This is a genomic window from Deinococcus malanensis (assembly GCF_014647655.1).
GTDB lineage: Bacteria > Deinococcota > Deinococci > Deinococcales > Deinococcaceae > Deinococcus > Deinococcus malanensis.
Genome location: NZ_BMPP01000011.1, coordinates 52,029 through 76,869, shown reverse-complemented (window position 1 = coordinate 76,869; position 24,841 = coordinate 52,029). Strand labels below are relative to the sequence as shown.

Below are 24,841 nucleotides of genomic sequence, written 5' to 3'. Positions count from 1 at the left end.
GAGAGTAGGCGAAGAGCCTGAGTCTGAACTCCTCAACAACGACGGTTCGAAATGCCGTATTCGTCGTTTGCGTACACGCCGTAGCCTGCTTTCAGACTGTGCGCTCCCAGGTGATCCACATGCGCTCGACCTGATAGCCAAGCCGGGTGTTGACCCGCAGCATGGGCAGGTTCAGCACGGTGCCGCCGGTCCCGGCCGTGCGGAAGCCCTGCTCCCTGGCCCACTGCAATGCGTCCGCCTTGACCAGGGTCGCCAGACCGCGTGCCCGGTGTGCCGGGTGGGTCACGGTCATTTCACTGTCCACCTCCTGGCCCCGTGGTTTCAGGCGGGTCAGGGTCACAATCTCGCCACGCAGGCGCACCACGAAGGCCCGTTCCTCGCGGCGGATGACGTCACGGAGCTCGTTTCTGGATAATTTCCGCATCTGGGTGGTCGGATTGCGAGGGGCGTCCGCCACCCCCTGGGCGTACAGGGCCGCCATCACTTCCCAGTCGCTTTCCGGGACTTCAGGGTCCAGCGCCTCGGCCTCGTAGCCCTGCAGAAACAGGCGTTCCTCCAGGGGCCAGAACCTCTCGAAGTCAAAGGTGCTCAGTGGGAGGTGCGCCCCCCACGACTGCCAGGCATTGCGGAATCCAGCGGTCTGAAACAGCTCCATCTGCTCGGTGAAGTCCTCGCGGGTCACGCCCAGCAGGCGCGAAAACCCAGCCGGCAGGTCGGCCAGCAGTCTCAGGTACAGCGGGGTCAGGGCAACCCGGTCTCCGGCCACGTCCAGCCGCAGGGCATCGGGAGTTGCTGGGTCGAAGGGATACAGGTGCGCGGTGGCGATGATCTGGTCTCCCCTGACAGCCACCAGCCGTCGGCGTGCCGGGTCCTGGGACTCGCGGAACTGCGCCTCGGTATAGGTCCAGTGACCGCGCACACCTTCGGTGACCAGCCGGGCGACGGCACTTGCGTCCGTATTCTGGAAAGGTCTGAGGGTGAATGGAACAGCTGCAGAGTGATCGTGAGCAACAGGCATGGCGTCATGCTGCGGCAGCACTCCTCAATGCGCGACTTCCGCGACTAGGCACGATAGCCTATCTCTGCATATGCGCTGGCTCCGGGACCCGCTCTTGCCCTGCCCGACAATGTGATTCGTTATCCAGCCTGACTTATACTCACGATCCATTCACAGAACCTCTTGACGAAATTATGCGGCAGGCGTATTCTGTCCTTGCCGGAACGGAAGCGCCATCGGTGTGCTTGTTCCCCTGCCCGGAGGGACTCGTCGCAGCCCCAACCCCAGACCAGACCGCGCCCCTGCCACTTTGGCGGGGGCGTTTGCATTCGGCAGGTGAAAACGATGTTGCGTAGAGTGCCTTTCCGACAATCTGCGGGCAGCCCGGTAGACTGCTGTTTATGTCAACTGAGCAGCTGAGCATCAACACCATCCGCACGCTGTCTATCGATGCCGTCCAGGCCGCCAACAGCGGTCACCCTGGCGCGCCGCTGGGCATGGCCCCGATGGCCTACGTGGTGTGGCAGGAGTTCCTGCGCTTCAACCCGAAGCAATCACAGTGGGCCGGGCGTGACCGCTTCGTCCTGTCGGCTGGACACGCCAGCATGCTGATCTACAGCCTTCTGCACCTGACCGGCTATGACATGCCGATGGAGGACCTGAAGAACTTCCGCCAGTGGGGCAGCAAGACCCCCGGTCACCCGGAGTTCTTCCACACGCCCGGCCTGGACGCGACCACCGGACCGCTGGGTCAGGGCGCAGCCATGACGGTCGGACTGGCCATGGCCGAGGCCCATCTCGCCGAGCGCTACAACCGCCCCGAGTTCCCTATCTTCGACAATTACGTCTATTCCATCCTGGGCGACGGGGACCTGCAGGAAGGCATCAACCATGAAGCCGCCGCGCTGGCCGGGCACCTGAAACTGGGCAAGCTGATCTGGCTGCACGACGACAACCAGATCCAGCTGGACACCGCCACCGAGAAGGCCGAGTCTGAGGACACCGCCGCACGCTTCCGCGCCTACGGCTGGGAGGTGCTGCGCGTCGAAGACGGCAATGACCTGAACCAGATCCGTCAGGCGATTACGGCCGCCCGGGCCAACACCGCGCAGCCCAGCCTGATTCAGGTGCGCACAGTCATCGGGTTCGGCAGCCCGCGCGCCGGCACCAGCAAGGCCCACGGCGAACCCCTGGGCGAGGAGGGCGTGGCGCAGACCAAGCAGGCCCTGGGCTGGGATTACCCCCCCTTCACGGTGCCGGACGAGGTCCGCGCCCACATGGACGCCACCGAGCGCGGCGCGAGGTACGAGGCCGAGTGGAACGCCCTGCTGGAGGGCTACCGAGCTGCCTACCCAGAACTGGGCCGCGAAGTGGACGCCATGCTGAACCGTGAACTGCCCGCCAACCTGGCCGACACGCTCCCCAGCTACGAGGTGGGGGGCAAGGCCGTGGCGACCCGCAACGCCAGCGGTGAAGTGATCAACGCGCTCGCCAAGGTGGTGCCCGGCCTGATGGGCGGCAGCGCGGACCTGTCGGGCAGCACCAAGACCACCATCAAGGACGGCGGCGAGATGCAGGCCGGCCATATGGGCGGACGCAACGTGCTGTTCGGCGTGCGCGAGTTCGGGATGGCCGCCGCCGGCAACGGTCTGAGCCTCTACGGCGGTATCCGCCCGCTGGTGGGTACCTTCCTGGTGTTCGCGGATTACCTCAAGCCGGCCTTCCGCCTCAGTGCCATCCAGATGCAGCCGGTCACCTACGTCCTGACCCACGACTCCATCGGCCTGGGTGAGGACGGCCCCACCCACCAGCCGATCGAGCAGCTGGCCATGCTGCGCAGCGTGCCCGGCGCGCACGTGATCCGTCCGGCCGACGCCAACGAGACAGCCGCTGCGTGGCAGATGGCGCTGGAATACGACAAGGGCCCCACCGCCATCGCGCTGTCACGCCAGGACCTGCCGATCCTGCCGCGCAACCATGCCGGCGTGAAAAAAGGTGCCTATGTGGTCCGGGACGCCGAGGGAGGCGCGCAGGTGATCCTGATCGCCTCGGGCAGTGAGGTCAGCCTGGCGCTCGACGCCGCCGAGGCCCTGGCAGCTGAAGGCATCGGTGCCCGTGTGGTCAGCATGCCCTGCATGGAAGTCTTCCGCGCGCAGGACGCCAGCTACCGCGACAGCGTGCTGACCCCTGGAGTCAAACGCGTGGCCATCGAGGCCGCCAGCAAGGCCCCCTGGTACGAGTGGACACAGGGCGGCCCGGTGATCGGCATGGACACCTTCGGGGCGTCCGCGCCGGCCAAGGTGCTGTTCGAGAAATTTGGCTTTAGCGTGCAGAACGTGGTGAAGGTCGTCAGAAGCGTCCTGTAACGCTTCTCTTCTGGCAGCGCCCGGTCATGTCCGCATGGCTGGGCGTTTGCCTGTCCCGATAATGGTGCCCTATGCGCCTCATACGGTTTCCGTTTATCTCGTCGACAAACCGGAAGAGCACCAGTTTCTCATCTTCAGGGCTGGAACCCGCCCTGCTCCTCCCCGCTCCGCTCGAATGGAAGAGTGTGATAAACGAATCAATCGGAGTCCGTAACACCCACCAGATTGCCCGAACATGGCGCGGCCCGGTCGAATACCAGCTGTCCGGTACCGGCCCGGTCGTGATGGTCCTTAACGGTGGGCACTGTTCCCGGGATACCCGACTGGGTCACGAACAGCTGGCGGCGGCTGGATTCACGGTTCTGATTCCGTCCCGCCCGGGGTACGACAGCACGCCCGCCGACCTGGGTGAGACCGCCCATGAGGCGGCCAAGACCCTCGTGGCCCTGCTGGATCACCTGAATATTTCCAGTATGCGGGTGATAGGGATCTCGGCGGCCGGGCCCACCGCGCTGACCCTGGCCGCCGAATATCCGGAGCGGGTGGATCAGCTGGTGCTGGAATCGGCGCTGGTCGATCCGTGGGAACCGGGCGTCCAGCGTCTGGCAAGGCTGGTTTTTGGACGGCTACAGACCTGGACCTGGCGCTTGAACCGGGCGCTGCTGCGCCTCGCGCCGGGGCCCATGCTGCGCCTCATGCTCAGTCAGCTTTCGACCCGTCCGGTCCAGCAGGTCATGGCAGGCCTGACACCAGCGGACCAGCGGGAAATTCAGGTGCTGCTGCGTTCGTTCAGCTCGGGGCGCGCCGGCTTCCTCAATGACATCCGGCATGTGTCACCGGACCTGCAACGCATCCGGACACCCACCCTGGTGATGTATTCACCATATGACAGAAGCATTCCTCTGAAGCAGCCCTTACGCCTGCTGCGCGAGTTACCGGACGCCGTTGGTGTGGAGATTCCCAGCGACCTGCACCTGATGTGGCTCGGTGCCACGGCCAGGACGGTCCGGGACCACCGGCTGGCCTTCTTGCGGCAGCTGACCAGCTGATGGGGGTTGCCTGACCTTCCGCTGACAGGATGACTCCGGGCCCCCGGTCACCTCACGGTAATTCGGTCCTGGTCTGCACGTTGCCTGTGGCTATCTGCCTGGCATCGTTGCTCTACACATCCGCCGATCAATCGCTTTTTCAGTGCGCTTCGGGCACGCAGGCAGTTTTTGACTGCCGAGCTGTGCCGGTGCGCCAGAATGGGGGCGACCATGCACAGATACCTGGAACTCAGCGAGGAGGGCGGCAGCGCGCATAAGTTCTACGAGGCCCGGGCCGAGGGCTGTACCTTGACCGTGCGCTATGGCCGCATCGGAACGGAGGGCCAGACGCAGGTCAGGATCTTTGCCACACCTGAGGAGGCCCAGGCAGAAGCACAGAAGAAACTGGCTGAGAAACGCCGCAAGGGCTACATGGACGCGGTGGCAGGTGAGCGGGAGAAACGCGCCGTGCCCCAGCCAGCTCTGCGCCTGCCCAAAGCCCTGAGCTCCTACCGTGAGGTCCTGGAAGCCAGCGTGCGTCCGTATGTTGCCCTGAAGGGAAGCCCACCCCGACCGACGATGAGTCCCTGGACCAGCAAACTTGGCGGGGTGCCCTACCGGCCGCTGGGAAGCGCCTGGCCTCTGGCCAGTGACGGTCAGCCGCTGGCCTTTCTGGCCCAGCTGAATTTTGCCGAGTTGCCTCCCCTGGCGGGTTTTCCGCAGCAGGGCATCGTGCAGTTCTTCATCCGTGACGACGACTTTTACGGGGCGAACTTTGACGGGGCCCTGGACATGACGTCCCTGGCCGACGATGCGAATTACCGCGTGCTGTACCACCCGGAGGTCATCCCGGACCCGGCGGGGCTGGAGCAGACGCTTCCAGTGGGGGTGCCGGGCAGCGACGACAGCATCCTGGGCCTGCCCCACGACCCGACCCTAACTTTTGAGCTGCGCGGTGAACTGCGGTCAGGACCGGTCACCAGCGACGACCGGCTTTTTGACCAGCTGGTCGGGCAGTCGCTCTGGGAGCTGGGCGACACCGAAGATGTGAACGCCGACGACCTGTCGGACCGCTACGCCCTGCTGGCCGGAAGCGGCCACAAGCTCGGCGGATATCCCAACTTCACCCAGCACGACCCGCGCAGCGTGGATGATCCGCATGTGCTGCTGTTTCAGCTGGACAGCGACGATGACCTGAGTCTCATGTGGGGCGACGTGGGCATCGCCAACTTTTTTATTCACCCGGATGATCTGACACGCGCCGACTTCAGCCGTGTGGTGTTCCACTGGGACTGCTGCTGAACGTGACCAGCACCGCACCCGTGAACCACTCTCAGACTTTTCCAACCACCTGGTGTCAACCCATTTTCCTGACTCAAGCAGAGAAAACTCATGCTCGGACACGTCCTGGAGCGGCAGATTGTAGCCTGCCGGGATGGCCGAGTCTGTCAGCGTCCAGCGTCGCAAGAAACAGAGGCAGAGGCCGGATGTCACTTCTCTGGTTGCGGCGCCTTCGGTTTCCGCTGGGTGCTTTGTCACTCAGCGGCAGCAGTTGCAGACCCACGCGCTTCGTCCGGTCGCCCTGCAGCGTGGCGCTGCGCAGCCAGTGCTTCGCGCGGCCGGGCTGATCCGGCAGGACACGTCGGCCATTCAGACTCAGCAGCAGGCCGGGTGACGGCCAGGGTCGGCTCCCCACAGCTCTACACACAGCTGATGCAATGCACAGGTGGAAATACGAAGTTTCTGTCGGCCTTGTTGGACTACGGTTTCAAAGGGGATGAAATCCCCGTCCTGCTGAACACTGAAGGTGCCACGGTCAGCCAGCTGCAGGCCCCATTCTCGCTGCGGCCCGGAAACATGGCGCCGGGATCGATGACTTCCGCGATCAATGGGCGTTTAAAAAGCCCACCATGGACCAGTTAAGGAACTGGGCGTACGGGTGGCCAAAGGACGACGGGTTTATCGGCAAGGTCATCGACCTCAAGCTCCAGCCGGGAACGCTGATCGACCGCTACGGTGCACCGACAGGCCGCTTTGTGTCTCCTGTGGGCCCCAGCTTTGGCTCCAGGGCTCTGGCCGGTCCCGAGGGATACGAGAATTATTATGTCGACGAGGTGCTCAGGCCCCTCGACGTCAAGAGCGGCGCCGCCTCTCTGTGGTTCGGTGAGGTCGGCGGCGCCAGGCAGTACATCCTGCCTGGCAGGATCGTGCAACTGATTGAGCAGGGCGCGCTCCGGCGGGTCAAGGTCGTGCCAGGAAGCAAGAAGTGGGGACGCCATGACCCGTGAAGAGCTGATCCAGAACCTGACCAATGCCGGCGTATCTCCCAGCCTCTACGACTCTGACTCGTTTATGCCGGATACCTATCTGCTGGGGAAGGTTGACGGTAAATGGAGCCTGTATTCCCACAAGCGGGGGCATCTGGATATTGAAAAGACGTTTGATAGTGAATCCGCCCTGCATGAATACCTCTGGTAGAAGGTGCGGCACCTGCAGCAGATCAACGCCAATTAACCGGGCTGCTGATAGATGGGCGGAATGTATCCTGCACCCATTTAAAAGAGGGTGAACATTGAGAAGTAATCTGCGCGCTCGTTAGGGCTGCGAGCGAAACAGGCGTAAGGGGGTGGGAACTACTCAACGTCAGGAATCCTTCACGCTGCGCAGTTCCCAGAAAATGCTTACTCTTCAGACCGATATGCGGCGTGAGGCAGGACCACTTGGTTCAGCAGAACCACTTTCTGGTTGGATCACCGCCCCGCAGGCACCGCTGCCAACGCCGCGTCGGCGGTTTTCAGGGCAGCGTCCACGGTTGCCCGGACCAGTTGCGGATCGACCAGGGTGTCGCTGGGCTGGTGGTAGTTGGCGTCCAGCCCCCGGTGAAAGAACAGTGTCGGAATGCCCATCTGCGCGAATGGTGCCTGGTCACTGCCGCCCCGGTCCGGGGATGAGCCGGCGATCTGGGCAGCCTGACGCGCAATGTCCACCAGACGGCTCTCACCGGACACGTTCAGCGGCGTCACGTTCACGCCCACCATGTCGAAGTTGAACATAGCCTTGAGCCCCTGCACCAGCGCCGGGTTCTCCTTGACAAAGGCGCGTGAGCCGCGCAGGCCGTCCTCCTCGCCGTCGAACAGGACGAAGTAGCTGCGCTGCCCCATCGGGGTATTGACCGTGCGCCGCGCGATCTCCACCACGGCCGCCGTGCCTGACAGGTTGTCATTGGCGCCCGGGGAACGGAACACCGAATCCATGTGCCCGCCAAACAGGATCTCAGGACGGGTCACGCCCGACTTGAACGCCACGACGTTCACGCCGCGTACCTCGCCGTCGCGCACCCGCACATTCAGGGTGACGGGCTGGCCATTGCGCAGCGCCGCGCCGGCTGTACTGGTTACCGCCAGGGCCGGGAGTTCCACCCGCTCACCCAGACGGCCCTGCAGTTCCTTGGCCTCGGTGTTCACCACAATCAGCCCGGCCGCGCCGGCCGCCAGGGCATTCCTGGCCTTCTCCAGGAAGGGAATCTGGCCACGTTGCACCACCGCCACCTGACCACGGACATTGACTGCCCTGAAGTTCTCGGGCGTGCCCACACCCGGAACCCGCACGGCCCTGGCGGTCACCCCCCCGCCGGTGCTGCCTTCCAGCGCCCGGCCAGTCAGTGTCTGGGTTCCCTGCCGCACGTCCGAGCCCAGATCATCGAAACGGGGGTAGGTAAAGACGTCCCGGCGGGTGGTGTAGCCCAGGGCCTGGAACTGTGCCTCGAAGTAGGCGCGCGCCTTTTCGTTGGCTTCACTACCGGCCACGCGGGGACCGAACTTCACGACGGTGGTCAAGTCATCCTCGATGTTGGCCAGCGCGGAGGACGCCAACATCAGCGCGCCCATTAGGGCGCCCAGTTTCCAGGTTTGCATGTCTTCAGAAAAGCATGCTGTGGGGCCAAACACTCCGCCATCTGTCACGGTTGTGGGACGTGCGCCCCAGCCTCCGACCCCAGCGTGATGTTGATCTTCCATATGCCTAGTACGACCGTCGGGGACGACAGTTCCTGGACTGTGTGGAACCGGCTGCAGAGGAGCTGGGCCCGCGGCCAGCCCAGCTCCTCTGTCAGTGTCAGGACGCTGGCAGGCTCATCGTCACGCAGCGCGTCCGCGGCCTCCTGCGCCGCGGACACCGTCAGAAACGCCTGCTTACACTCCTGCTGCGGGGTGATGTAAGTGGTGAAGCTGCCGCAGGAGCCTTGCTCACGCTCCATAACAGGGATCTTCTGATCGGGACCCTCAGCGCCCAGCTCACGCCCGAGGACCCTGAAGGAAGACGCCTCCTGACCTGCCTTCCTGGCGGTCTGGGCCGATTCCGGGGCCAGGTCCCCGCACCGGGGAGGAGGGCTTCGCGCTGAGGACCACCGGTCAGCTGCTTGCTGCTCGGCTGCCCACCACTGCACCATACCCTGCGGTGCAGCAGATGGCGGAAGCAACCCCAGCACAGGACACCACCGTGGTCCTGCCGTGGAGCTGACCGGCACTGGCGCTGCGGTCGCTTCTGGAATTCCCGGGAGGCCTGGCCCCGCGCCACCTGCCGGGGCGGACGCCACCGGGCCAGTCTGCAACGTCCACCTGAATGAAAACCGGACCGTCAGGTGACATGCGGCTCACTTGAGCTCACATCACGGTCCCCTACGAAGCTGTCAGCCTATCGCTCCATAATAGCAGGGCCGTTTAGGTTTTTTGGTGTCCTGAACGACAGATGGTCCTGTCATGGTCAAGTTTTGTGGAAAAGTTCTTATAAAGATTCCATTATGAAACGGTGAAGAACCGCCATCCTGTTGCCTTTCTGATTCATCCCCGGGTCAACGTCGCCGCTGACCTTGGGCAGTTGTTTCATCCGCTGCTGGCGCGGCTTCCCAACGGGATTTACACGGCTGGCCTGCAACACCTTCCGGTACCGCCGCTCGTGACCGGCCAGATCCGCTACACCGACGCTCCAGAGGAGGTGGCTGCCCACCTGATTACCGTGCCTCTCAGTGCGGGATAACTTCTGCATCTGCCTCGCCCGAAAGTGCAGGCGAAACTCGAGGCCGCGGTGGACCGCGCCCGCGACCTGGGGGCCCAAACGGTCGGACTGGGTGGTCTCAATGCTCTGGCAGCCGGGGGCGGCGAAACCCTGGCGCACCGTACCGATATCGGCGTCACCAATGGCAATGCGTTTACGGCGGCCATGACCCTGCAGGGGTCCAGCAAGCCCTGGCCTACACCTCTGATCCGGCCGGGGCGCACATCGCCCTGGTGGGTGCAACCAGCAGCGTGGGGGCCTGCCTGACGCGTATGCTTGCGCGCCGTCACCACGGTCGGCTGACCCTGGTGGCCCGCAACGCGCAGCGACTTCATGCCTTGCGAGATGATCTGGTCAGCGGTGGGGCCGACGCGCACGCCACCCTGGATATGAGCGACGTGCGGAAGGCAGATCTGGTTGTGCTGCTTACCAGTGCAACCGACGCTGTTCTGCGCAGCGAACACCTTAAGCCCGGCGCAGTGGTCCTTGACGATACCCAGCCACGCAACACCGACGCGTCTTTGCTCGACACCCGTCTGGACGTCACCATCCTGGATGGTGGACTGGTTGAAATCCCAGGCAATTACATGCGGGGCAGCATCGGTCTGCCCCGCGGCGTTGCCTACGCCTGTCTGGCCGAGACCCTGCTGCTGGGCCTCAGCGGGCACCGGGGACACTTCTCGATCGGTGCGTCCACGGTGGATCAGGCAGAGCATATGGTCAGCCTTGCGCAGCGGTATTCACACCTGGGTTTCCACATCGCCCCGCCCCACAGCTTCAGCCGTCCGCTGAACACGCCTGCTCCTCGTTCGCCGCAGCTGAGCCTGGCATGACCCACGTCGTCCTCCTTGGTGGTGGCTTCGTCAATATCGATGCCTACCGGGCCCTGATGCGCACTGTCGGTGCCGACGTTCGCGCGGGACGGGTGCGGATTACGCTGGTCACCCCCGACCCACATCACACCTTTCGTGGCTGGACTGGTGAGGTGCTCGCCGGTCTGCTTCCCGTTGAGCACACCCTGACACCCCTGCGTACAGTGCTTCCCCACGCCAGGATCGTTCTGGGACGTGCACAGCACGTGGACACCACCAGGCAATGCGTTCAGGTGCTTCAGGAAACTGGGGAATTCGCGGAGCTTTCCTATGACCATCTGCTGGTGGGCGTCGGGTCCCGCGACCCCTTCGTGCGCCTGCCGGGGTTACGCGAATACGGCTGGTGCCTCAAGGACAGCCGAGACATGCACCGGCTGTATGCGCATCTCGAGGCCTGGCGCCCGGCTGGTGCCCGCGCCCTTGTCATCGGGGGTGGGTTTGCTGGCGTCGAGATGACTGCCGCCCTGCGCGAGCGCTATACCCCGCAGGAACTTCAGATATGGCTGGCATCAGCCACCCCGGCGCTGCTCACCAGCCTGCGGCCCAGATTCAACCACCTGGCGAACCAAGCCGAACGGACCCTCCGCGCCCGGAACATCGAGATACAAACCGAGGTGCGGGTTCAGGAACTGACTTCCCTTGGCGCGCGGCTGAACGACGGCACCTTCGTCGCTGCCGATCTGATCCTCGTCACGGCTGGGGTAAGTGCGCAGGATATCTCCGGTCTCAACGACTTGCCCCGCCATGCCAGCGGCCAACTGCTCACCGACTCGCACCTGCGGGTGGTGGGACACACCAACATCTGGGCTGGCGGAGACGCCGCACACGTCATTCATCCCGTCACCGGCGAACCCTGCCCCACCAATGCACTGTGGGCCATGAAGCATGGCATGTGCGCCGGCAGCAACATTGGCCGCACGATCCGTGGACGCAGCCCACGGGCCTTCGCCTACCGCGGTCTGGGCCAGGGCGCGGCCTTCGCGGTAGGCAACGGCATCACCGAACTCAAGGGCCTGCAGTTCACTGGCCGGCTGGGCTGGCTCCTGCGCTTGCTGTTCTTCGTGTGGTATATGCCTACGAAAGCGGGTGGAGCACGCGTGCTGCTCGACTGGCTGACCTTAAGGAGTAAAGTCCAGGCGTCCAGGGTCTCCCCTAGTCAGCCTGAAAAAGACCGTCTGGGCAACGACCAGAAATCAGGACGAAGAATCCCCCGGAGTTCCGGGGGATTCTTCGTCCTGCATGTGGTGCACTCGACTGGATTCGAACCAGTGGCCTGCCCCTTAGGAGGGGGCTGCTCTATCCAACTGAGCTACGAGTGCGTGGCTGGCTCAGGCACAGGCGACGGGAGTATAGCAGGCGCTGCAGCGCCGTCTGGAAGATGCTAAGACCTTGTGCATGAGACAAAAATGTAAGTAACGTCCTCTTATACTTCCTTGAGGTTCTCATGACCAATGCCGTGTACACCATGATTGCGCGCGCCTTATCAGGCGTTGTATCCGAACGGGCCGCCGAGACCATGCTGCGCGCGGCGCTGCGGGAGCAGAATGTTCAGCCAGATACAGTAACCGCGCAGGAAATGCAGAAAGTTCTGTCCGGGTCGCTGCTCACGCGGCTGTCTTCGGCCATGCCGGCCGGCCGTGCCCGTCAGGAACTGCAGCGCCTGTCCGCTCAGCTGGCCTCGCAGTACCCCAAAGCCCCTACGCTGTTTGAGGAACTGGAGCCCTACGCCGCGTGGGACGAAAGCCCAGAGGTAACCCACGGAGGCTGGGTGGATCTGAATCTCTCGGCAGACGATTTCGAATTCGACGATCCCGAGTACACCAGCGGCCTGATCGCCCGCAGCTACCGCCTTGAAAACCCCCAGGAGCAGGAGGCGCTGATTCTGGAACTGGCCCGGCTCAACGGCGTGCAGGGCATCATGATCTGCCGTTCCAGCGGCGAAGTACTGAGCATGCGAGCCCTACAGGACGCTTCCAGGCTCAGTGGGGCGGTGGCGGCCACTGCCATGCTGTTCCAGAAGCAGGGCCTGAGCCTGATGGCCGCCGAACTGGGCGGTCAGACCGTGTGCGTCCGGCCCCTTGGTGCCTACTGCGTGGCGGTCGTGGCTGGGCCCCAGGTCAATGTGGGCCGTCTGCTGGTGGAACTGCGGCAGGTCCAGGTGAGCGCATGACCAGCCCCCTTCAGCGCCTGAGCGTGCTGCACGTGGCCCTTCTGGTCGCTGGGGCCGGGTCGGCTGGGGCGCAGGATCTTACTGCCTACGGGCGGCTGGCCGCCAGCCTGGATCAGGCAGCAGCAGTGCGGTCCTCCTCCGCTGCTGCGGCGCTGACGCAGCTTGACCGCGCGCAGCAGGCGCTCGACACCCTGGCCCCCACGCTGCGCAACCGGCAGATCGTTTCGGGGCTGGAAGATTCACTGGGTGCCGCACGCGCCTCGCTGGCCCGCACGCCGGCTGAACTGCAGGCGCAGGTACAGCTGGCGCGTGGCCTGATGCGTAAGGCCCTGTACGACCAGACCCTGGCCGGACTGGGCGGGCAGCCGGCCAACGGCAGCGCGCAGCTGAGGCTGCTGACCCGTGAGTTCGGTCTGCAGGGCGCGGCCGCGCAGGCCGTCATAAAGGACGCACGTGCCGGTAACCTGGAGCGCGTGGCCTGGAGGTTGCAACGCACGGCGGCGCAGAAGGTCAGTGCGGCGCTGCAGGGCACCCGCGCCGAACAGAGCACCGCCTCGTACCTGAATCTGGTGCGGGCCACGGGCTGGTTCACGGTGGTGCAGGACGCACCGGGCACCACCCTGAAGGTCGCGCAGTTCGGAGAGGCCCTGCGGCAGCTGACGGGCGGCGACACGGCGGCGCTCAACCAGTCGCTGGCGACCCTGCGGGCCGGCACCCGGGCGCTGAATGCGACCCTGGTCAGCCCGCCTGACCGGCGAGCCACGCCCGCTGCACCGGCGGCCAGCCCAGCGCAGGGCGCAGGCACCCCTGCCGGGTCAGCCAGCCCTTCCAATCCAGCCACAGCCGCCAACTCCACGCCGGCCACCGTGCCTCCAGCCTCTCCGGCGGCAGACACGGCGCCGGGCAACATCACGGTCATCGCGGCGCCCGCCGGGCTTAACGGCGCCTACGCTGCATTAGGACGCGCCCTGAGTTCCGCCAGTCACGCGGACCTGAACACCGCGCGGGCGCAGCTGGGCCAGGCAGAACGGGCGCTGGCTGGAGCCCCCTCGTCGCTGCGCGGGGCAGCGGGCTATGACCGTCTGCTCGCTGATGTGCGCAGCGCCGGGGCCCGGTCGGTGCTGCGGCCCTCGGATGTGCAGGCTCTGATCGGTGGGTTGAGCAACCTCGAACGTACAGTAGCCGGGCAGCCGGCCAGCGTCCTGGACCGGGTCTCCGGCGGGGTGGCCCGCGGCTTTAGCGGCTGGGTGCGGGTGCTGACCTTCCTGCTGCTGGCCCTGCTGTCGGTCGTGCCTCTGTACCTGCTGAACCTGGCCTTCGGTGGGCGCAACACCTACTGGCGGGCCATCGCGGGCGGGCTGGTGCTGCTGCTGCTGCCCACACTGCTCGAAGGCCTGTTTGGCCTGCTGGGCGGACTGGGTGACCTGCTGGGGGTCGGGCCGCTGCGCAGCCTGCTGAATTTCAGCCTGTCGCAGGGGGCCTACGCCCTGCCGATGTGGGCCCTGCTGACGGCTGGGGCCATCGGCCTGCTGGCCTTCGGCTTCCGGGGGCTGTGTGAGCAGTTCGGCCTGCTGGGCCGAGGGGCAAGCGCGAAGAATGACACACAGGACGCCAGCCTGGACTGGGATGATGACCTATGACCCTGACTAACCGCCGTATGACCCCGACCCACAGGAGCGCCGCATGACCTCGGGTGGCCTGTCACGTCTGCCGATCAAGATGCTCGGGGACCTTGTCTCGCCGCGCGCGCTCGAGCGCATCATGCAGGACGCTGCCCAGAGCCGCGGCAAATCGGTCGGTGACCTGGATGTCGCAACCCTCGAAGACATCCTCAAGCGCGAGGTGTTCAAGCGTCTGCAGCTGAGCGTTCCTGCGCCCCTGGCCAAGAAACGGGTGTCCGAGGTGCTCAACGAGCTGATGAAATCCACCCAGGAGCGCCTGCTGCCCAACATGGCCGAAAGCCCGCTCCCGGAGCTTGAAGATGCCTCGCGGCGCTTCTCGCTGTACTTCGACTGGCCGGAGATGCAGCGCCTGCGCGGCCTGATCGGCGTGGCCCGTGAGGAGGAGAAGGGCGGACGCGATATCAGCGCGCTGGTGCAGGAGGGCCACACCCTGCTGGCCGGGATGGCCCGGCGCCTGGAAGAAGGCCTGGTCGCCCAGGCCCAGGACCTGGCCGAACTGCGCGCCACCTTCAAACGGGTCGAGGGCATGGGCAGCCGCGAGGTGCGCCGCCTCGAGACCCTGTTGACCCAGATCGACGAGGCGCAGACGCAGGGCACCCTGCTGCCGGCCGAGGTCGAGCGGGCGCGCGGCATCACCTTCAAGCTGCGCAAACTGCTCGAATCGTCGGTGGTACAGCCGGTGGGTGACGGGGCGGCTCCCGTGGCCCTGGACCCCGAAGCCCAGGCCCGCGTGCTGGCACTGGAACAGGAGCACAGCGCGCAGCTGTTCTCGCGTGTGGAACGCGACTTCGCGCCGCTGCTGCGCGCCCGCCCTGAACTGGAGGCCCGCCGTGACGTCCTGCGCACCCAGCAGCAGGCCGGACAGCTTACCGCCGAGGTGGTCGAGGCCTGGCGCAATGAGCTGGCGCAGGCCCGCACCGAGCTGATCGACGCCCAGCGCAGCGAATTCCAGGCTCTGGAAGCCGAGCTGGAATCGCTCAGTGCCGGGGCCGATGTGCGCGTGGTGCTCGACGCTGCCCGCAACAGCCTGCAGGGCGGCACGCTGATCAACGACGAACTGCTGGAACTGCGCAGTGCCCGTCAGGCCCTGGCCGAGGGGGGCGCCGCCGGACAGCTGCTGGCCGTGCAGCGCGAACTGCTGGACCTGGAACGCTCAGCACGCGATGTGGCGGGTGCCGGAGAGGAACTTGCTCCCCTGATTGCCGACGCCCAGACCCGTGTGGCCGCCGGCGAGGCCATGGACCTCACGCCGCTGTGGACCGTCCTGGAACGCTACATGGGCGCCGCCGCACAGCAGCGCGAGGACTTCGACGCCCGCGCGGATCACGTGGTTCGCGAATACGACACCGTTCGTGGGCTGGCCGGCGAGACCACCCAGCGCCTGGGCCGGCTGGCCGACTCCCTGCGTGCCCAGCGCCGCCTGGGCCCCATGAGTGCCGAGGCCCGTGAGCGGTATGCCCAGGCCCTGGAAGAAGCCGAGGCCCTGCTGGCTGAGGCCCACGCCGAGTACCGGGCCGCCCAGGAAGTCACCTCGACCTTTGGCCAGGACGCACTGAGCGGGCTGCTGGGTGTGTTCGATATGGGCGGGGGCGACGCCGACCTTTTTGGCGGCGCGGTGGACAGCCCGGCTGTGGCTACCGCCACAGCCACGGAGTCAGCCCAGGATGAGGCGCTGGAGTCCTGGGTGGTCGAGTCGGGCCGGATCGTGGACGGCTCAGACGACGCCGCCGCACAAGAGATCGTGGCATTACTGACACAGGCCGGGACACTGGGGATCACCGCACTGGACTTCCGGGATGCCTCACACGACTGGGCGGCGCGGGCTGCTATGCCGGGCGGCTGGCGGCTGGCCCGCGCCGTGAAACGCGACACCCTGGAACAGGTCGCTATGCGCTGGTTGGAGACCGGTCAGGCCTGAGCAGGACGCAGGGATTAAACGAGCGGGACCTCTGGCGAACAGACCAGGGGCCCCCTTTTCTGTTCCCTGCCGCTTCTGTTCTGTTCCACTTCTGGGCCCTTCAGGGCCGGGGCACTGATTCTGGCCGGCGCTGGGACAGCACCGCGCCGGCCAGAATCAGTGCCCCGCCGATCAGCAGCCCCGGACGCAGGGCCTCGCCCAGCACGAAGAAGGCCAGCAGCACCGTGAATAGCGGCTCCAGGGTTCCCAGCAGGCTGGCCCGCGCCGCGCCGAGGTGACGCACGGCGCTGTACAGCGCCGGCACCGCTATCAGCGTCGGAATGGCTGCCATGCCCAGCACGGCGGTCCACTGCGCTGCGCTGTCCGGCACCTGCAAGGTGCCTTCCAGCCCCGAGAGCCCGGTAAAGTAGACGCCAGCCACCAGAGCCATATGCGCGGTACTGCCCAGTGCGGGCGCGCCGCTCAGCCAGCGTTCGGAAGCCATCAGGTAGACGGCGTACAGTGCCCCCGCCCCGGCGCCCAGCAGCAACCCGGCCAAATTATGGTCCGCCGCTCCCGGCAGGCCCACGACCAGTCCCAGGCCCCCGGCCGCCAGTGCCACGGCGCCCAGTTGCGCGCCGCCGGGGCGGCGTCCCAGGCCCCAGCCCAGCAGCACCACGAAGGCCGGTGCCAGGTACAGCAGCAGCCCCGTTGTGCCGGCACTGATGCGGTCGAGCGCACCAAAAAAACAGGTCGTGGCCAGGGCATACAGCACCCCGACCCCCAGCATGCGCCGGCGCATTGCCGGGCTCAGGCCACCGGTGAACGGCAGCAGCACCAGGGCCACCAGCCCGAAGCGTAATCCCAGGGTGCTGTAGCTGCTCAGACCCGCCTGGGTGGCCAGCTTGCCCCAGATTCCCAGGGTGGAAAAAGCCAGAGCGGCGGCCAGCCCCCATGCCAGCCCGGCGTGGGGGTGCGGAAGCTCGGCGGTACGGACAGCAGTCACGCCGCGCAGTGTAATCCGGCCATCTGGGGCTGGAAGGTGGGCTCTGCTAGCCTCGGGGTGGATGTCTGGACCTGCCGCCCCTGCGCTGTTGCCTGAACCCCGGAAAACCACGGCGAGCGCACAGGTGGCAACGCCGTGGCGGGTGGCGGTGCCTTTGCCGGTACCGGCCTATGACTTTGCCGTGCCGCACGGATGGGTCAATCCGCACGTCCCGGGCGAGGCCCCGCTGGGCTGCCGGGTGCTGGTGCCCTGGCGGGGCGAACTGGTGGTCGGGCTGGTGGTCGGTGAAGGCGAACCCCGGGGTGGGCACCGGCTGCGCGAGGCGGTACATGTGCTTGACGACCCGGCCGCACCATGGGTAGCGCCGGCTACCGTGCGCGCGGTGACTGCCTGGGCCGCCGACGCCCACCTGCCAGCCGGGCTGGTGTGGTGCGACCTGCTGTGTGTGGGCTGGGACTCACCCTGCACCCACGAAGTGCGCGCCGTGGAGGGAGCGGACCTGAACGCATTCGGAGCGCGCGCACCGGGAAGCAGCTGGAATGACGCCGTGACCTTCGCGCCGCCGCTGCTGGACGCCATCCGTGAACAGGGTCTGTTGGAAGAAACGTTCACGGCGCTGGGGCGCACCCGGACGGTCATCTCGGCCCGGGACCTGGACGACGTGCCTGCCGAGGCCCGGACCGTGACGCTGCTGCGCGCGGTCTCTCCCCTGCCGGACGACCTGACCCCCAAGCAGCGCCAGGCCTGTGAGTGGCTGGCCGCCCATGGTCCACAGCCTTCGCTCAGCGCCTGGGCCCGGGGGGCGGGGGTCAGCAGTGGTGTGACCACTGGTGCCCTGAACGCCGGCGGAGCACTGATGGTCGCGGAACTGGGAGAAGCGCCCCCCGCCTGGGCATGGCTGCGGGAGCATGGCCCGGTCGACTCACTGACCGCCTGGGCCAGTGGTGCAGTGCTTGCCGGGGTACCGCTGAGCGTGACGCAGGCCGGCGCGCTAGCTGCCCGGGGCTGGGCGGCGCATGTGCAGCAACCCGCGCCTCCGCCGGCATTGCCGGAACCGGCCATGGGCGCCGAGGGGGCAGCCGATCCCGACCGGCTACCGGAAGCGGCGGTCTGGCGTCTGCATGGTGGCCGGGCTGCCAACCGCTTCCGGGTGCTGGCCCCGCGCATGGCCCGGCTGCTCTCCCAGGGGCGGGGTGTGCTGGTGATCGCCCCGGAACACGCCACGCTGCGCCGTGCGTGGGAGGGCCTCTCGGGGCTGGCGCAGGCCAGTGACACCCGGGCCGTGCAGGTCAGCGGCCAGCTGGGAGACGCCCAGCGTGAGCACGCCTGGGCTCTGGTGCGCAGTGGGTCGGCGCGGCTGGTGATCGGCAGCTACCTCGCGCTGAGTGCCCCCTTAGAGAACCTCGCACTGCTGATCGTGCTGGAAGAGGGCAGTGACGCCTACAAGCTGCAAAGCGGTTCCAGGGCGTTCATTCCGGATCTGGCGGCGCGGGTGGCCGCCGAGCAGGACGCCGCGCTGGCGCTGGTGGGCGTGACGCCGGCAGTGGAAAGCATCCCGCATCCGGGGGCCGTGCTGCCGCCGCCACGCACCCGCCTGCATGTGGTGGACTACGCCCGCCCGCCCGAGCAGCCCGAACTGGGGCCGCTGAGTGGCGTGCACCTCACACCCGGCGACCTGGGCTACCCGCTAAGCCATGACCTCGCGCGCGTGCTGCGTCAGGTGCAGGAACGTGGGCGTCAGGCGGTGCTGGTAGCACCCCGGCGCGGCTACAGCGCCCTGCTGCGCTGCCCGGGCTGCGAACACACCCCGCAGTGCCGCAACTGTGACGTGCCGCTGCGCTTTCATCAGGAGACCCGCCAGCTGACCTGCCACCAGTGCGGCTACCACGAGGTCATCCCCGACCGCTGCGACAAGTGCGGCGAGCGGATGTGGAAGGCGCGCGGTCCCGGCACCGAATGGATCGCCCAGGAGGTCGGCAAACTGCTGCCGGGCTTCCCGGTCTACCGGCTGGACAAGGACCGCCAGGATGACCTGAGTGCTCTCATGAACGGAGAAAGCGGGGTGCTGGTGGGCACGCAGCTGCTGCTGTCGCACCCGGCCCCGCCCAATCTGGCGGTGATCGGCGTGACGCTGGCCGACACCTGGCTGAACGTCTCGGATTTCCGGGCCAGCGAACGCTACCACCGCCTGCTGCGCCAGCTGGCCGAGTGGCATCCGGACCGCGCCCCGATGCTGGTGGTGCAGACCTTCCAGGCCGACCATCCGGCCCTGCGGGTACTGGGCGAGGGCCGCGACACGCTGGCCTACCCGGCCGCCGAGGAGCGGGTGCGCGCCGAGCTGTTCTATCCGCCGCACGCCCGCCTGGCGCAAATAGAAGTCACGGCGCGGGAGGCCAGAAAGGCCCAGCTAGCCGCGCAGGAACTGGCCGACGCGCTGCACGGGGCCGGGGCCAGCGCACAGGAGGTGCTGGGGCCGGCGCCCAGTCCGGTGGCCCGGGTACGAGGCGTCTACCCATACCACCTGATGCTGCGCGCCCGCAGCGACGCCCGGCTCTCACAGCTGCTGGCCGTGCTGGATTCACGCACCTGGAAGGCCCGGGTGCGCGTGGACGTGAACCCACGCGGCGGGCTGTAAAGAAGCCCCTGGTCCCTGGGCCCGTCCCCTGGAATGATGGAGCCAGATGCGTGCTGCCCTTCCTCTCGTGCTGCTGACGCTGGCCGGAACCCTTCCGTCAGCCACCTCACTCGCTCCCGAGAATCCTCCGACATTTACCCCTGCCCTGCCCGTGGGCGTGGCTGCGACGCGCGCCACCTTGACCTGGACCGGCCCGCAGCCACGCAGCGCTGACGGCTGGTATGCCCTGGGCCGGCAGGCGACCCGCAGCGGAGACCATGTCCGGGCCGCGCAGGCCTTCCTGCAGGCAGCGGCGCTGAACCCTTCGGCGGCCAACTGGCGCGCGGCGGGGGACGCCCAGGTCAAACTGGGCGATTACGAGGCTGCCACCCGCGCCTACGGGCAGGCCGCTGCCCGCTACCGGGCCCGCGGCGACGACATCACGGCCCGCGCCCTGGAGCACCAGACTGCGCCCTACCGGCAGGTCCTGCGCACCATGCTGCTCACCACCCGGCAGACCCCGGACGCTCCTGCGCGGCTGGCCCGCCTGGAGCCCGCGCGGGGAATTCTGCTCGGGGCTTATGTGGACGCCAGCGGCGTCTCCGGCACACCACCCGCACTGACGCCAGCCCTGCGCGACTTTGCCGTGGCCTTCCGTTACTGGCAGTTCACCGCGTCTACCGATCCTGTCAAGGTCTTTCCAGGCCGCTTTGCCCAGGCAGTGAAAGCCAATGGAGGTGCGCTGCATCTGGCCCTGGAGCCGGGCATGCCGCTTTCTTCCATCAGCGACGCGATCATCCTGCGCTTTGCCCGGGCCGCCCAGGGCAGCGGTGTGCCGATCTTCCTGCGCTTCGCCTCCGAGATGAATGACAGCCAGAACGCCTGGTCCCGCGACCCGGCCCTGTACCGCACGACCTTCGCGCGGGTGGCCCGGCTGGTGCGGGCGCAGGCCCCCAACGTGGCGATGGTCTGGATGCCCATGCCCGGTGACCTGAGCCGCATCGCCACCTATTACCCGGGGGCTGACGTGGTGGACTGGGCTGGCCTGAGTCTGTACAGTGTGCCGTTCGAAAATGGAGATGTCCGCCAGCTGCGCCTGAACGCCCATCCGCTGGATCTGGTGCGCGCCTTCTACGACCGCTACGCACCAGCCCATCCCATCCAGCTGTCCGAATACGCCGCGTCACACCGCAGCGGGGCCGCACCCGGGCAGGACTACAGCGCCTTTGCCGCCCAGCAGCTGCGCGAGGTGTATTGGGGAGCGTGGCTGACCATGCCGCGCTTGAAGAACATCAACTGGCTGGACCTGGACATGCTGGCTGGTGCAAACGGCGGCAAGGTCCGGCAACGCCGCAACGACTACCGGCTGTTTGCCAGCCCGGCCAAGCGGAATGCCTTCGGAGCGCTGCGCTCTCAGGACGCTTTCATGACCAGCTGGAGCGCCGTGGCAGCGGCTGGACGGGCCGGTGTCCCCACCCCCTGGCCGGCACAGGTTCTCGCGGGCCAGCGGGCCAGCGGAGCCCTGTGGGTGCAGCTGGCCCAGCCTGCGCGCGAGGTTCGGGTGCGCCTGGACGGACGATCGGTTCAGGTGGAGGCCACACTGCCGCACCGCTTCACGCTGGAGGCGGGGCAGCTCACCGCCGGCCCGCACCGCCTGGAGGTTCAGGTGCTGGGGGCTGCCGGGCAGGTGCTGCTCTCGGATACCCGGGCGTTTGAGGCCGTCACGCCTCGCTGAGCGTACCCACACTGCCGCGTTCCAGGGCTTCGGCAGCGCGTTCCAGGGCGGCATAGGCGCCGCCCCGCAGGCGCAGCTGTGCCGGCGGACCGTCCTCGATCAGGCGGCCGTCCCGGAACACCAGCACGCGGTCCGCGCCCCGTGCCAGGCTCAGGCGGTGCGTCACGATCAGCGAGGTCTGTCCCTGCATCAGCCGGTCCAGGGCAGCGACCACCTGAGCTTCACTTTCCGCGTCGACCGCGCTGGTGGGTTCGTCAAGCAGCAGCAGGGCTGGACGGGCCAGCAGGGTCCGGGCAATGGCCAGACGCTGGCGCTGGCCTCCGGAGAGCTTCACACCACGCTCCCCGACCATGGTGTCCAGGCCCTCCGGCAGGGCCCGCACGAAGCCCAGGGCGTGCGCGGCCCTCAGTGCGGCCTCGACCTCTTCGGGGCCTGCCTCCGGCCGCGCATAGGTGACGTTGGCGCGCACCGTGTCATGAAACAGGAAGGTGTCCTGCGGCATGGTCACGGCGCCGGTCCGCAGGCTGTGCAGCGTCAGGTCGCGCACGTCCACCCCGTCGAGCAGCACGCGGCCGTCCTGGGGGTCATGCGCGCGGGTGACCAGCCCCAGCAGGGTGCTTTTGCCTGCGCCCGACTCGCCCAGCACCGCCACCCGCTGGCCTGCCAGCACATGAAAACTCACCTCACGCAGCACCGGGCGCGCCGGGCTGTAGCCGAAGGTGACGTTCTCGAAGCGCAGCTCACCGTGGGCCGGGTGCGGCAGTTCCCGGGCATCCGGGCGCTCCACGATGTCTACCGGGGCATCGAGCACCTCGAACACCCTCCGCCCGGCCGCCTCGGCGCGCTGCAACAGGTCCCCGATGTTCACAAGGTCGTCAATGGGCCCGTAGAAGTAGCGCCCGTAGCCACGGTAGGCCAGCAGGCCGCCCAGCGTGAACTGCCCGGCCATGATCAGCCATGCACCGCCGCCCAGCATGATCACATTGCCCAGGTTGCCCACGAAGCGGGCCAGCGGAAAGGCGCGGTTGCGCAGCGCCACGGCGCGGACCTGCTCGGTGTACAGGGCTCGTCCCAGGGCCTCGACCCGGGCGCTTTCCGCCCCCTCGCGCGCAAAGCCCTGCACGACCCGCATGCCACTCAGGCGGTCGGTAATCAGGGCTGTAAGGTCGCCCAGGCGGGAGCGCGCCGCGCGGTAGGCTGGCCGCACCGATTTGCCGTAGCGCCACAGCATCAGGCCCACGGCCAGCATCGGCAGGGTGGTCAGGACGCCCAGCGTGGGCTGCAGAGCGATAAAGATGCCGATCACCCCCACGAGGCGCAGCAGGTTGGCGATCACCGAGTCGGTGCCGCGCACCAGCACGTCCTGCAGGGCGTCCACGTCGCCGGTCACGCGGGCGATCAGGTCCCCGGTGCGCTGGGACTCGAAGTACCCGGCGGACTGCGACTGCAGTTTGCGGTACACCGCCAGCCGCACGTCCAGGGTCAGCTGCTGCCCGGCGCGCTCCAGGATCAGCCCGCGCCACGCCGAAAGCAGCTGCTGCACCCCGAACACCACGACCAGCAGGGCCAGCTGGGTTCCTATAAACGCCCAGTCCTGCGCGGGGAGGCCCTGGTCCACCACCCGGATCCAGACCAGCGGCGGATACAGCTCGGCGACCACGCTGCCCAGCAGCAGGGCCAGCCCCACAGTCACCCGGCGCCGGTAGGGCGTGAGCAGCCCGTACAGACGCCGGGTGACGGAAGGAGTTTCGGACATTCCTGGCAGGGTAGCGTGCAGGAGCGCGAGACACTGGTCTGCGGCCCTATGATCGGAAGCATGACGGCCTCTGGAGCACATGACGCGCGGATTCCGGTGGTGGTGGTAGGCGGATTCCTGGGCGCCGGCAAGACCACTCTGGTCAATCACCTGATCCGCAGCCTGCCGCACCGGCTGGGCATCATCGTCAACGAGTTCGGTCAGACCGGGGTGGACGGCAGTCTGATCGAGCGCCTCGATGAGGACGTACAGGAACTGACGGCCGGCTGCCTGTGCTGTTCGGGGCGCGACGATCTGGTTCGCGCCCTGGTGGGTATCGGGCTGCGCGAACACAAACCCGACGCGGTTATCGTGGAACTGAGCGGCGTGGCTGACCCCACCCCGGTGCTGACCACCCTGCTGGACCGTGCGGTGCGCGCCGCCTTCCGGGTCATCACCCTGGTGGCGGTGGTGGACGCCCGGCACGTCCTGCAGACGCTGCGCGAACACCCCGAGGCATCACGCCAGCTGGCCTACGCAAACGTGGTGGTTCTGAACAAGACCGACCTGGCGGATCCGGAGCGCCTGAACCACGCCGAGGAGGTGCTGCGCGGCGTCAACCCGCTCTCGCGCATCGTGCGGGTCGAGCAGGGTCAGGTGGACGCCGGGGCGCTGCTCGCGCGCGACGACTTCGACCCGCGGGTGCTGGAGGGAGCGGACCCGGTGCAGCACACCCCGGGTCTGAAAACCTTCACCCTGCGCGCGGACCGGCCACTCGATCCCTACGCCTGGCAGCGCTTCATGACGTCCATGATCCTCTCGCGGCCGGCCGAGGTCCTGCGCGTCAAGGGCTTCCTGAGCCTGCACGGCTATCCGCAGCGCATCCTGTTTCAGGCGGTGCGCGACCTGTTCACCGCGGACGCCTGGGACGACGCCGACGACCGCAGCGAACTGGTGGTGATCGGCCGTGGTCTGGAGCGCGCCGAGTACAAAGAGGGGTTCGAGGCGTGCCTGACACCCGATCCGGCTGACCTGATCCCGGAATAAAACCACAAGGCCAGTCAGCGCCTGATGACAGCGGCTGACAGCTACGGTGGGGATGACAGGAGGTCCCCATGCTACTGCCATCCCTTCAGAAGTCAGACGCTCCCACCCATCAGTTCGAAGACGCCCTGAGTGAACACGACCGCGTCGAGGCGCTGGCGCGCGAATTGCAGCCGCTGGTGAAACAGGCTCTGGAGCGCCTTCCTCCCAGCGTCCAGCGCGCGCTGCACGGTGACGGTCTGGGACACCCGCTGCATCCGGCGCTGATTCATCTGCCGCTGGGGGGCTGGATCGTTGCCGGATTCCTGGACTGGGCACCGGGCCGCACAGAACAGCGCGACCACGCCGCCGATCAGGCCCTGCTGCTGGGAACAGTGGGGGCCCTTCCCACGATCATTGCTGGATGGGCCGACTGGACTCTCACACGTGGTCAGGCCCGCCGCACCGGACTGGTGCACGGTCTGATCAACGAAACGGCCTTTGTGCTGTGTGCCGGCTCCCTGCTGGCCCGGCAGCGCGGCTACCGCCGGCTGGGCCGGGCCCTGTCGGGAGGCGGACTGATTCTGGCCTCCTTCGGTGGCGTGCTGGGCGGGCAACTGGTGTACCGGCATGGGGTGGGCCAGGAGCGCGGCTGACAGCAGCG

Annotated in this window: 21 protein-coding genes, 1 tRNA gene and 1 pseudogene; 17 read left to right on the top strand and 6 right to left on the bottom strand. The window is 67.1% G+C overall.

Features of this window, described 5'->3' with window-relative positions; genetic code table 11:
• Window positions 1-91 precede the first annotated feature (91 nt).
• Window positions 92-1,018 carry a GNAT family N-acetyltransferase gene (locus IEY49_RS13370; protein ID WP_189009602.1) on the bottom strand — a complete coding sequence of 309 codons (927 nt, stop codon included), beginning with the start codon at window positions 1,016-1,018 and terminating at the stop codon, window positions 92-94.
• 380 nt (window positions 1,019-1,398) lie between these two features.
• Between IEY49_RS13370 and tkt the strand changes: the two genes are divergently transcribed.
• From tkt to IEY49_RS13340, 6 genes are all read left to right on the top strand, one after another.
• Window positions 1,399-3,363: a transketolase gene (gene tkt / locus IEY49_RS13365; protein ID WP_189009600.1), complete on the top strand. Its 1,965-nt coding sequence runs from the start codon at window positions 1,399-1,401 to the stop codon at window positions 3,361-3,363.
• Window positions 3,364-3,548: 185 nt separating this feature from the next.
• Window positions 3,549-4,412 carry an alpha/beta fold hydrolase gene (locus tag IEY49_RS13360; protein WP_189009597.1) on the top strand — a complete coding sequence of 288 codons (864 nt, stop codon included), beginning with the start codon at window positions 3,549-3,551 and terminating at the stop codon, window positions 4,410-4,412.
• 210 nt (window positions 4,413-4,622) lie between these two features.
• A complete protein-coding gene (locus tag IEY49_RS13355) occupies window positions 4,623-5,693 on the top strand; it encodes a DUF1963 domain-containing protein (protein ID WP_189009594.1) in 1,071 nt (356 codons plus the stop codon).
• A 133-nt stretch (window positions 5,694-5,826) separates the two neighbouring features.
• Window positions 5,827-6,066 (top strand): hypothetical protein, encoded by a 240-nt coding sequence (locus tag IEY49_RS13350; protein WP_189009591.1) that lies wholly within the window; start codon window positions 5,827-5,829, stop codon window positions 6,064-6,066.
• Window positions 6,067-6,301: 235 nt separating this feature from the next.
• Window positions 6,302-6,679, top strand: a complete 378-nt coding sequence (locus IEY49_RS13345) for a TNT domain-containing protein (RefSeq protein WP_189009588.1) — start codon at window positions 6,302-6,304, stop codon at window positions 6,677-6,679.
• The gene (locus tag IEY49_RS13340) at window positions 6,669-6,869 is read left to right on the top strand and encodes a hypothetical protein (protein WP_189009585.1); all 201 of its coding nucleotides are present in this window, start codon (window positions 6,669-6,671) and stop codon (window positions 6,867-6,869) included. Before IEY49_RS13345 ends, IEY49_RS13340 begins: the two co-directional genes overlap by 11 nt.
• 272 nt (window positions 6,870-7,141) lie before the next feature.
• Here IEY49_RS13340 and IEY49_RS13335 read toward each other — a convergent pair whose 3' ends face one another.
• Both IEY49_RS13335 and IEY49_RS13330 read right to left on the bottom strand, forming a co-directional pair.
• The gene (locus IEY49_RS13335) at window positions 7,142-8,305 is read right to left on the bottom strand and encodes a M28 family peptidase (protein WP_229780798.1); all 1,164 of its coding nucleotides are present in this window, start codon (window positions 8,303-8,305) and stop codon (window positions 7,142-7,144) included.
• A 44-nt stretch (window positions 8,306-8,349) separates the two neighbouring features.
• Window positions 8,350-8,646: a hypothetical protein gene (locus IEY49_RS13330; protein ID WP_189009837.1), complete on the bottom strand. Its 297-nt coding sequence runs from the start codon at window positions 8,644-8,646 to the stop codon at window positions 8,350-8,352.
• Between the two features lie 551 nt (window positions 8,647-9,197).
• Here IEY49_RS13330 and IEY49_RS21475 point away from each other — a divergent pair.
• The 4 genes and pseudogenes from IEY49_RS21475 to IEY49_RS21885 form a co-directional block, all read left to right on the top strand.
• Window positions 9,198-9,425, top strand: coding sequence for a hypothetical protein (locus IEY49_RS21475; protein ID WP_229780797.1), 228 nt, complete (start codon window positions 9,198-9,200; stop codon window positions 9,423-9,425).
• 24 nt (window positions 9,426-9,449) lie between these two features.
• Complete coding sequence (locus IEY49_RS21470; RefSeq protein ID WP_229780796.1) at window positions 9,450-9,710, top strand: hypothetical protein; 261 nt, start codon at window positions 9,450-9,452, stop codon at window positions 9,708-9,710.
• The gene (locus IEY49_RS21465) at window positions 9,677-10,276 is read left to right on the top strand and encodes a hypothetical protein (RefSeq protein ID WP_308424662.1); all 600 of its coding nucleotides are present in this window, start codon (window positions 9,677-9,679) and stop codon (window positions 10,274-10,276) included. The genes IEY49_RS21470 and IEY49_RS21465 overlap by 34 nt, the downstream gene beginning before the upstream one ends.
• A pseudogene (locus IEY49_RS21885) lies at window positions 10,273-11,097 on the top strand (NAD(P)/FAD-dependent oxidoreductase); the annotation flags it as partial. The gene IEY49_RS21465 and the pseudogene IEY49_RS21885, both read left to right, overlap by 4 nt.
• Window positions 11,098-11,557: 460 nt before the next feature.
• Here the strand turns inward: IEY49_RS21885 and IEY49_RS13315 are convergent.
• Window positions 11,558-11,634: transfer RNA gene (locus IEY49_RS13315), tRNA-Arg, on the bottom strand.
• A gap of 125 nt (window positions 11,635-11,759) precedes the next feature.
• Here IEY49_RS13315 and IEY49_RS13310 point away from each other — a divergent pair.
• The 3 genes from IEY49_RS13310 to IEY49_RS13300 are packed head-to-tail and all read left to right on the top strand — an operon-like array spanning window position 11,760 to window position 16,085.
• Window positions 11,760-12,485, top strand: coding sequence for a roadblock/LC7 domain-containing protein (locus IEY49_RS13310; RefSeq protein WP_189009582.1), 726 nt, complete (start codon window positions 11,760-11,762; stop codon window positions 12,483-12,485).
• The gene (locus tag IEY49_RS13305; protein WP_189009579.1) at window positions 12,482-14,125 is read left to right on the top strand and encodes a hypothetical protein; all 1,644 of its coding nucleotides are present in this window, start codon (window positions 12,482-12,484) and stop codon (window positions 14,123-14,125) included. Before IEY49_RS13310 ends, IEY49_RS13305 begins: the two co-directional genes overlap by 4 nt.
• Before the next feature lie 43 nt (window positions 14,126-14,168).
• Window positions 14,169-16,085 carry a coiled-coil domain-containing protein gene (locus IEY49_RS13300; RefSeq protein ID WP_189009576.1) on the top strand — a complete coding sequence of 639 codons (1,917 nt, stop codon included), beginning with the start codon at window positions 14,169-14,171 and terminating at the stop codon, window positions 16,083-16,085.
• A 100-nt stretch (window positions 16,086-16,185) separates the two neighbouring features.
• Here IEY49_RS13300 and IEY49_RS13295 read toward each other — a convergent pair whose 3' ends face one another.
• Window positions 16,186-17,070, bottom strand: a complete 885-nt coding sequence (locus IEY49_RS13295; RefSeq protein ID WP_229780793.1) for a DMT family transporter — start codon at window positions 17,068-17,070, stop codon at window positions 16,186-16,188.
• Between the two features lie 61 nt (window positions 17,071-17,131).
• On the opposite strand from IEY49_RS13295, the gene priA reads away from it, so the two are divergent.
• Together priA and IEY49_RS13285 are read left to right on the top strand one after the other, a co-directional pair.
• A complete protein-coding gene (gene priA, locus IEY49_RS13290; protein ID WP_189009573.1) occupies window positions 17,132-19,705 on the top strand; it encodes a replication restart helicase PriA in 2,574 nt (857 codons plus the stop codon).
• Between the two features lie 46 nt (window positions 19,706-19,751).
• Complete coding sequence (locus tag IEY49_RS13285) at window positions 19,752-21,419, top strand: glycoside hydrolase family 26 protein (protein WP_189009570.1); 1,668 nt, start codon at window positions 19,752-19,754, stop codon at window positions 21,417-21,419.
• Here the strand turns inward: IEY49_RS13285 and IEY49_RS13280 are convergent.
• Window positions 21,406-23,175 (bottom strand): ABC transporter ATP-binding protein, encoded by a 1,770-nt coding sequence (locus IEY49_RS13280; RefSeq protein ID WP_189009567.1) that lies wholly within the window; start codon window positions 23,173-23,175, stop codon window positions 21,406-21,408. The genes IEY49_RS13285 and IEY49_RS13280 overlap by 14 nt on opposite strands.
• Window positions 23,176-23,235: 60 nt before the next feature.
• On the opposite strand from IEY49_RS13280, the gene IEY49_RS13275 reads away from it, so the two are divergent.
• Window positions 23,236-24,201 carry a CobW family GTP-binding protein gene (locus IEY49_RS13275; RefSeq protein ID WP_229780792.1) on the top strand — a complete coding sequence of 322 codons (966 nt, stop codon included), beginning with the start codon at window positions 23,236-23,238 and terminating at the stop codon, window positions 24,199-24,201.
• A gap of 68 nt (window positions 24,202-24,269) precedes the next feature.
• Window positions 24,270-24,833: a DUF2231 domain-containing protein gene (locus IEY49_RS13270; RefSeq protein ID WP_189009560.1), complete on the top strand. Its 564-nt coding sequence runs from the start codon at window positions 24,270-24,272 to the stop codon at window positions 24,831-24,833.
• The last annotated feature ends 8 nt before the right edge of the window (window positions 24,834-24,841 follow it).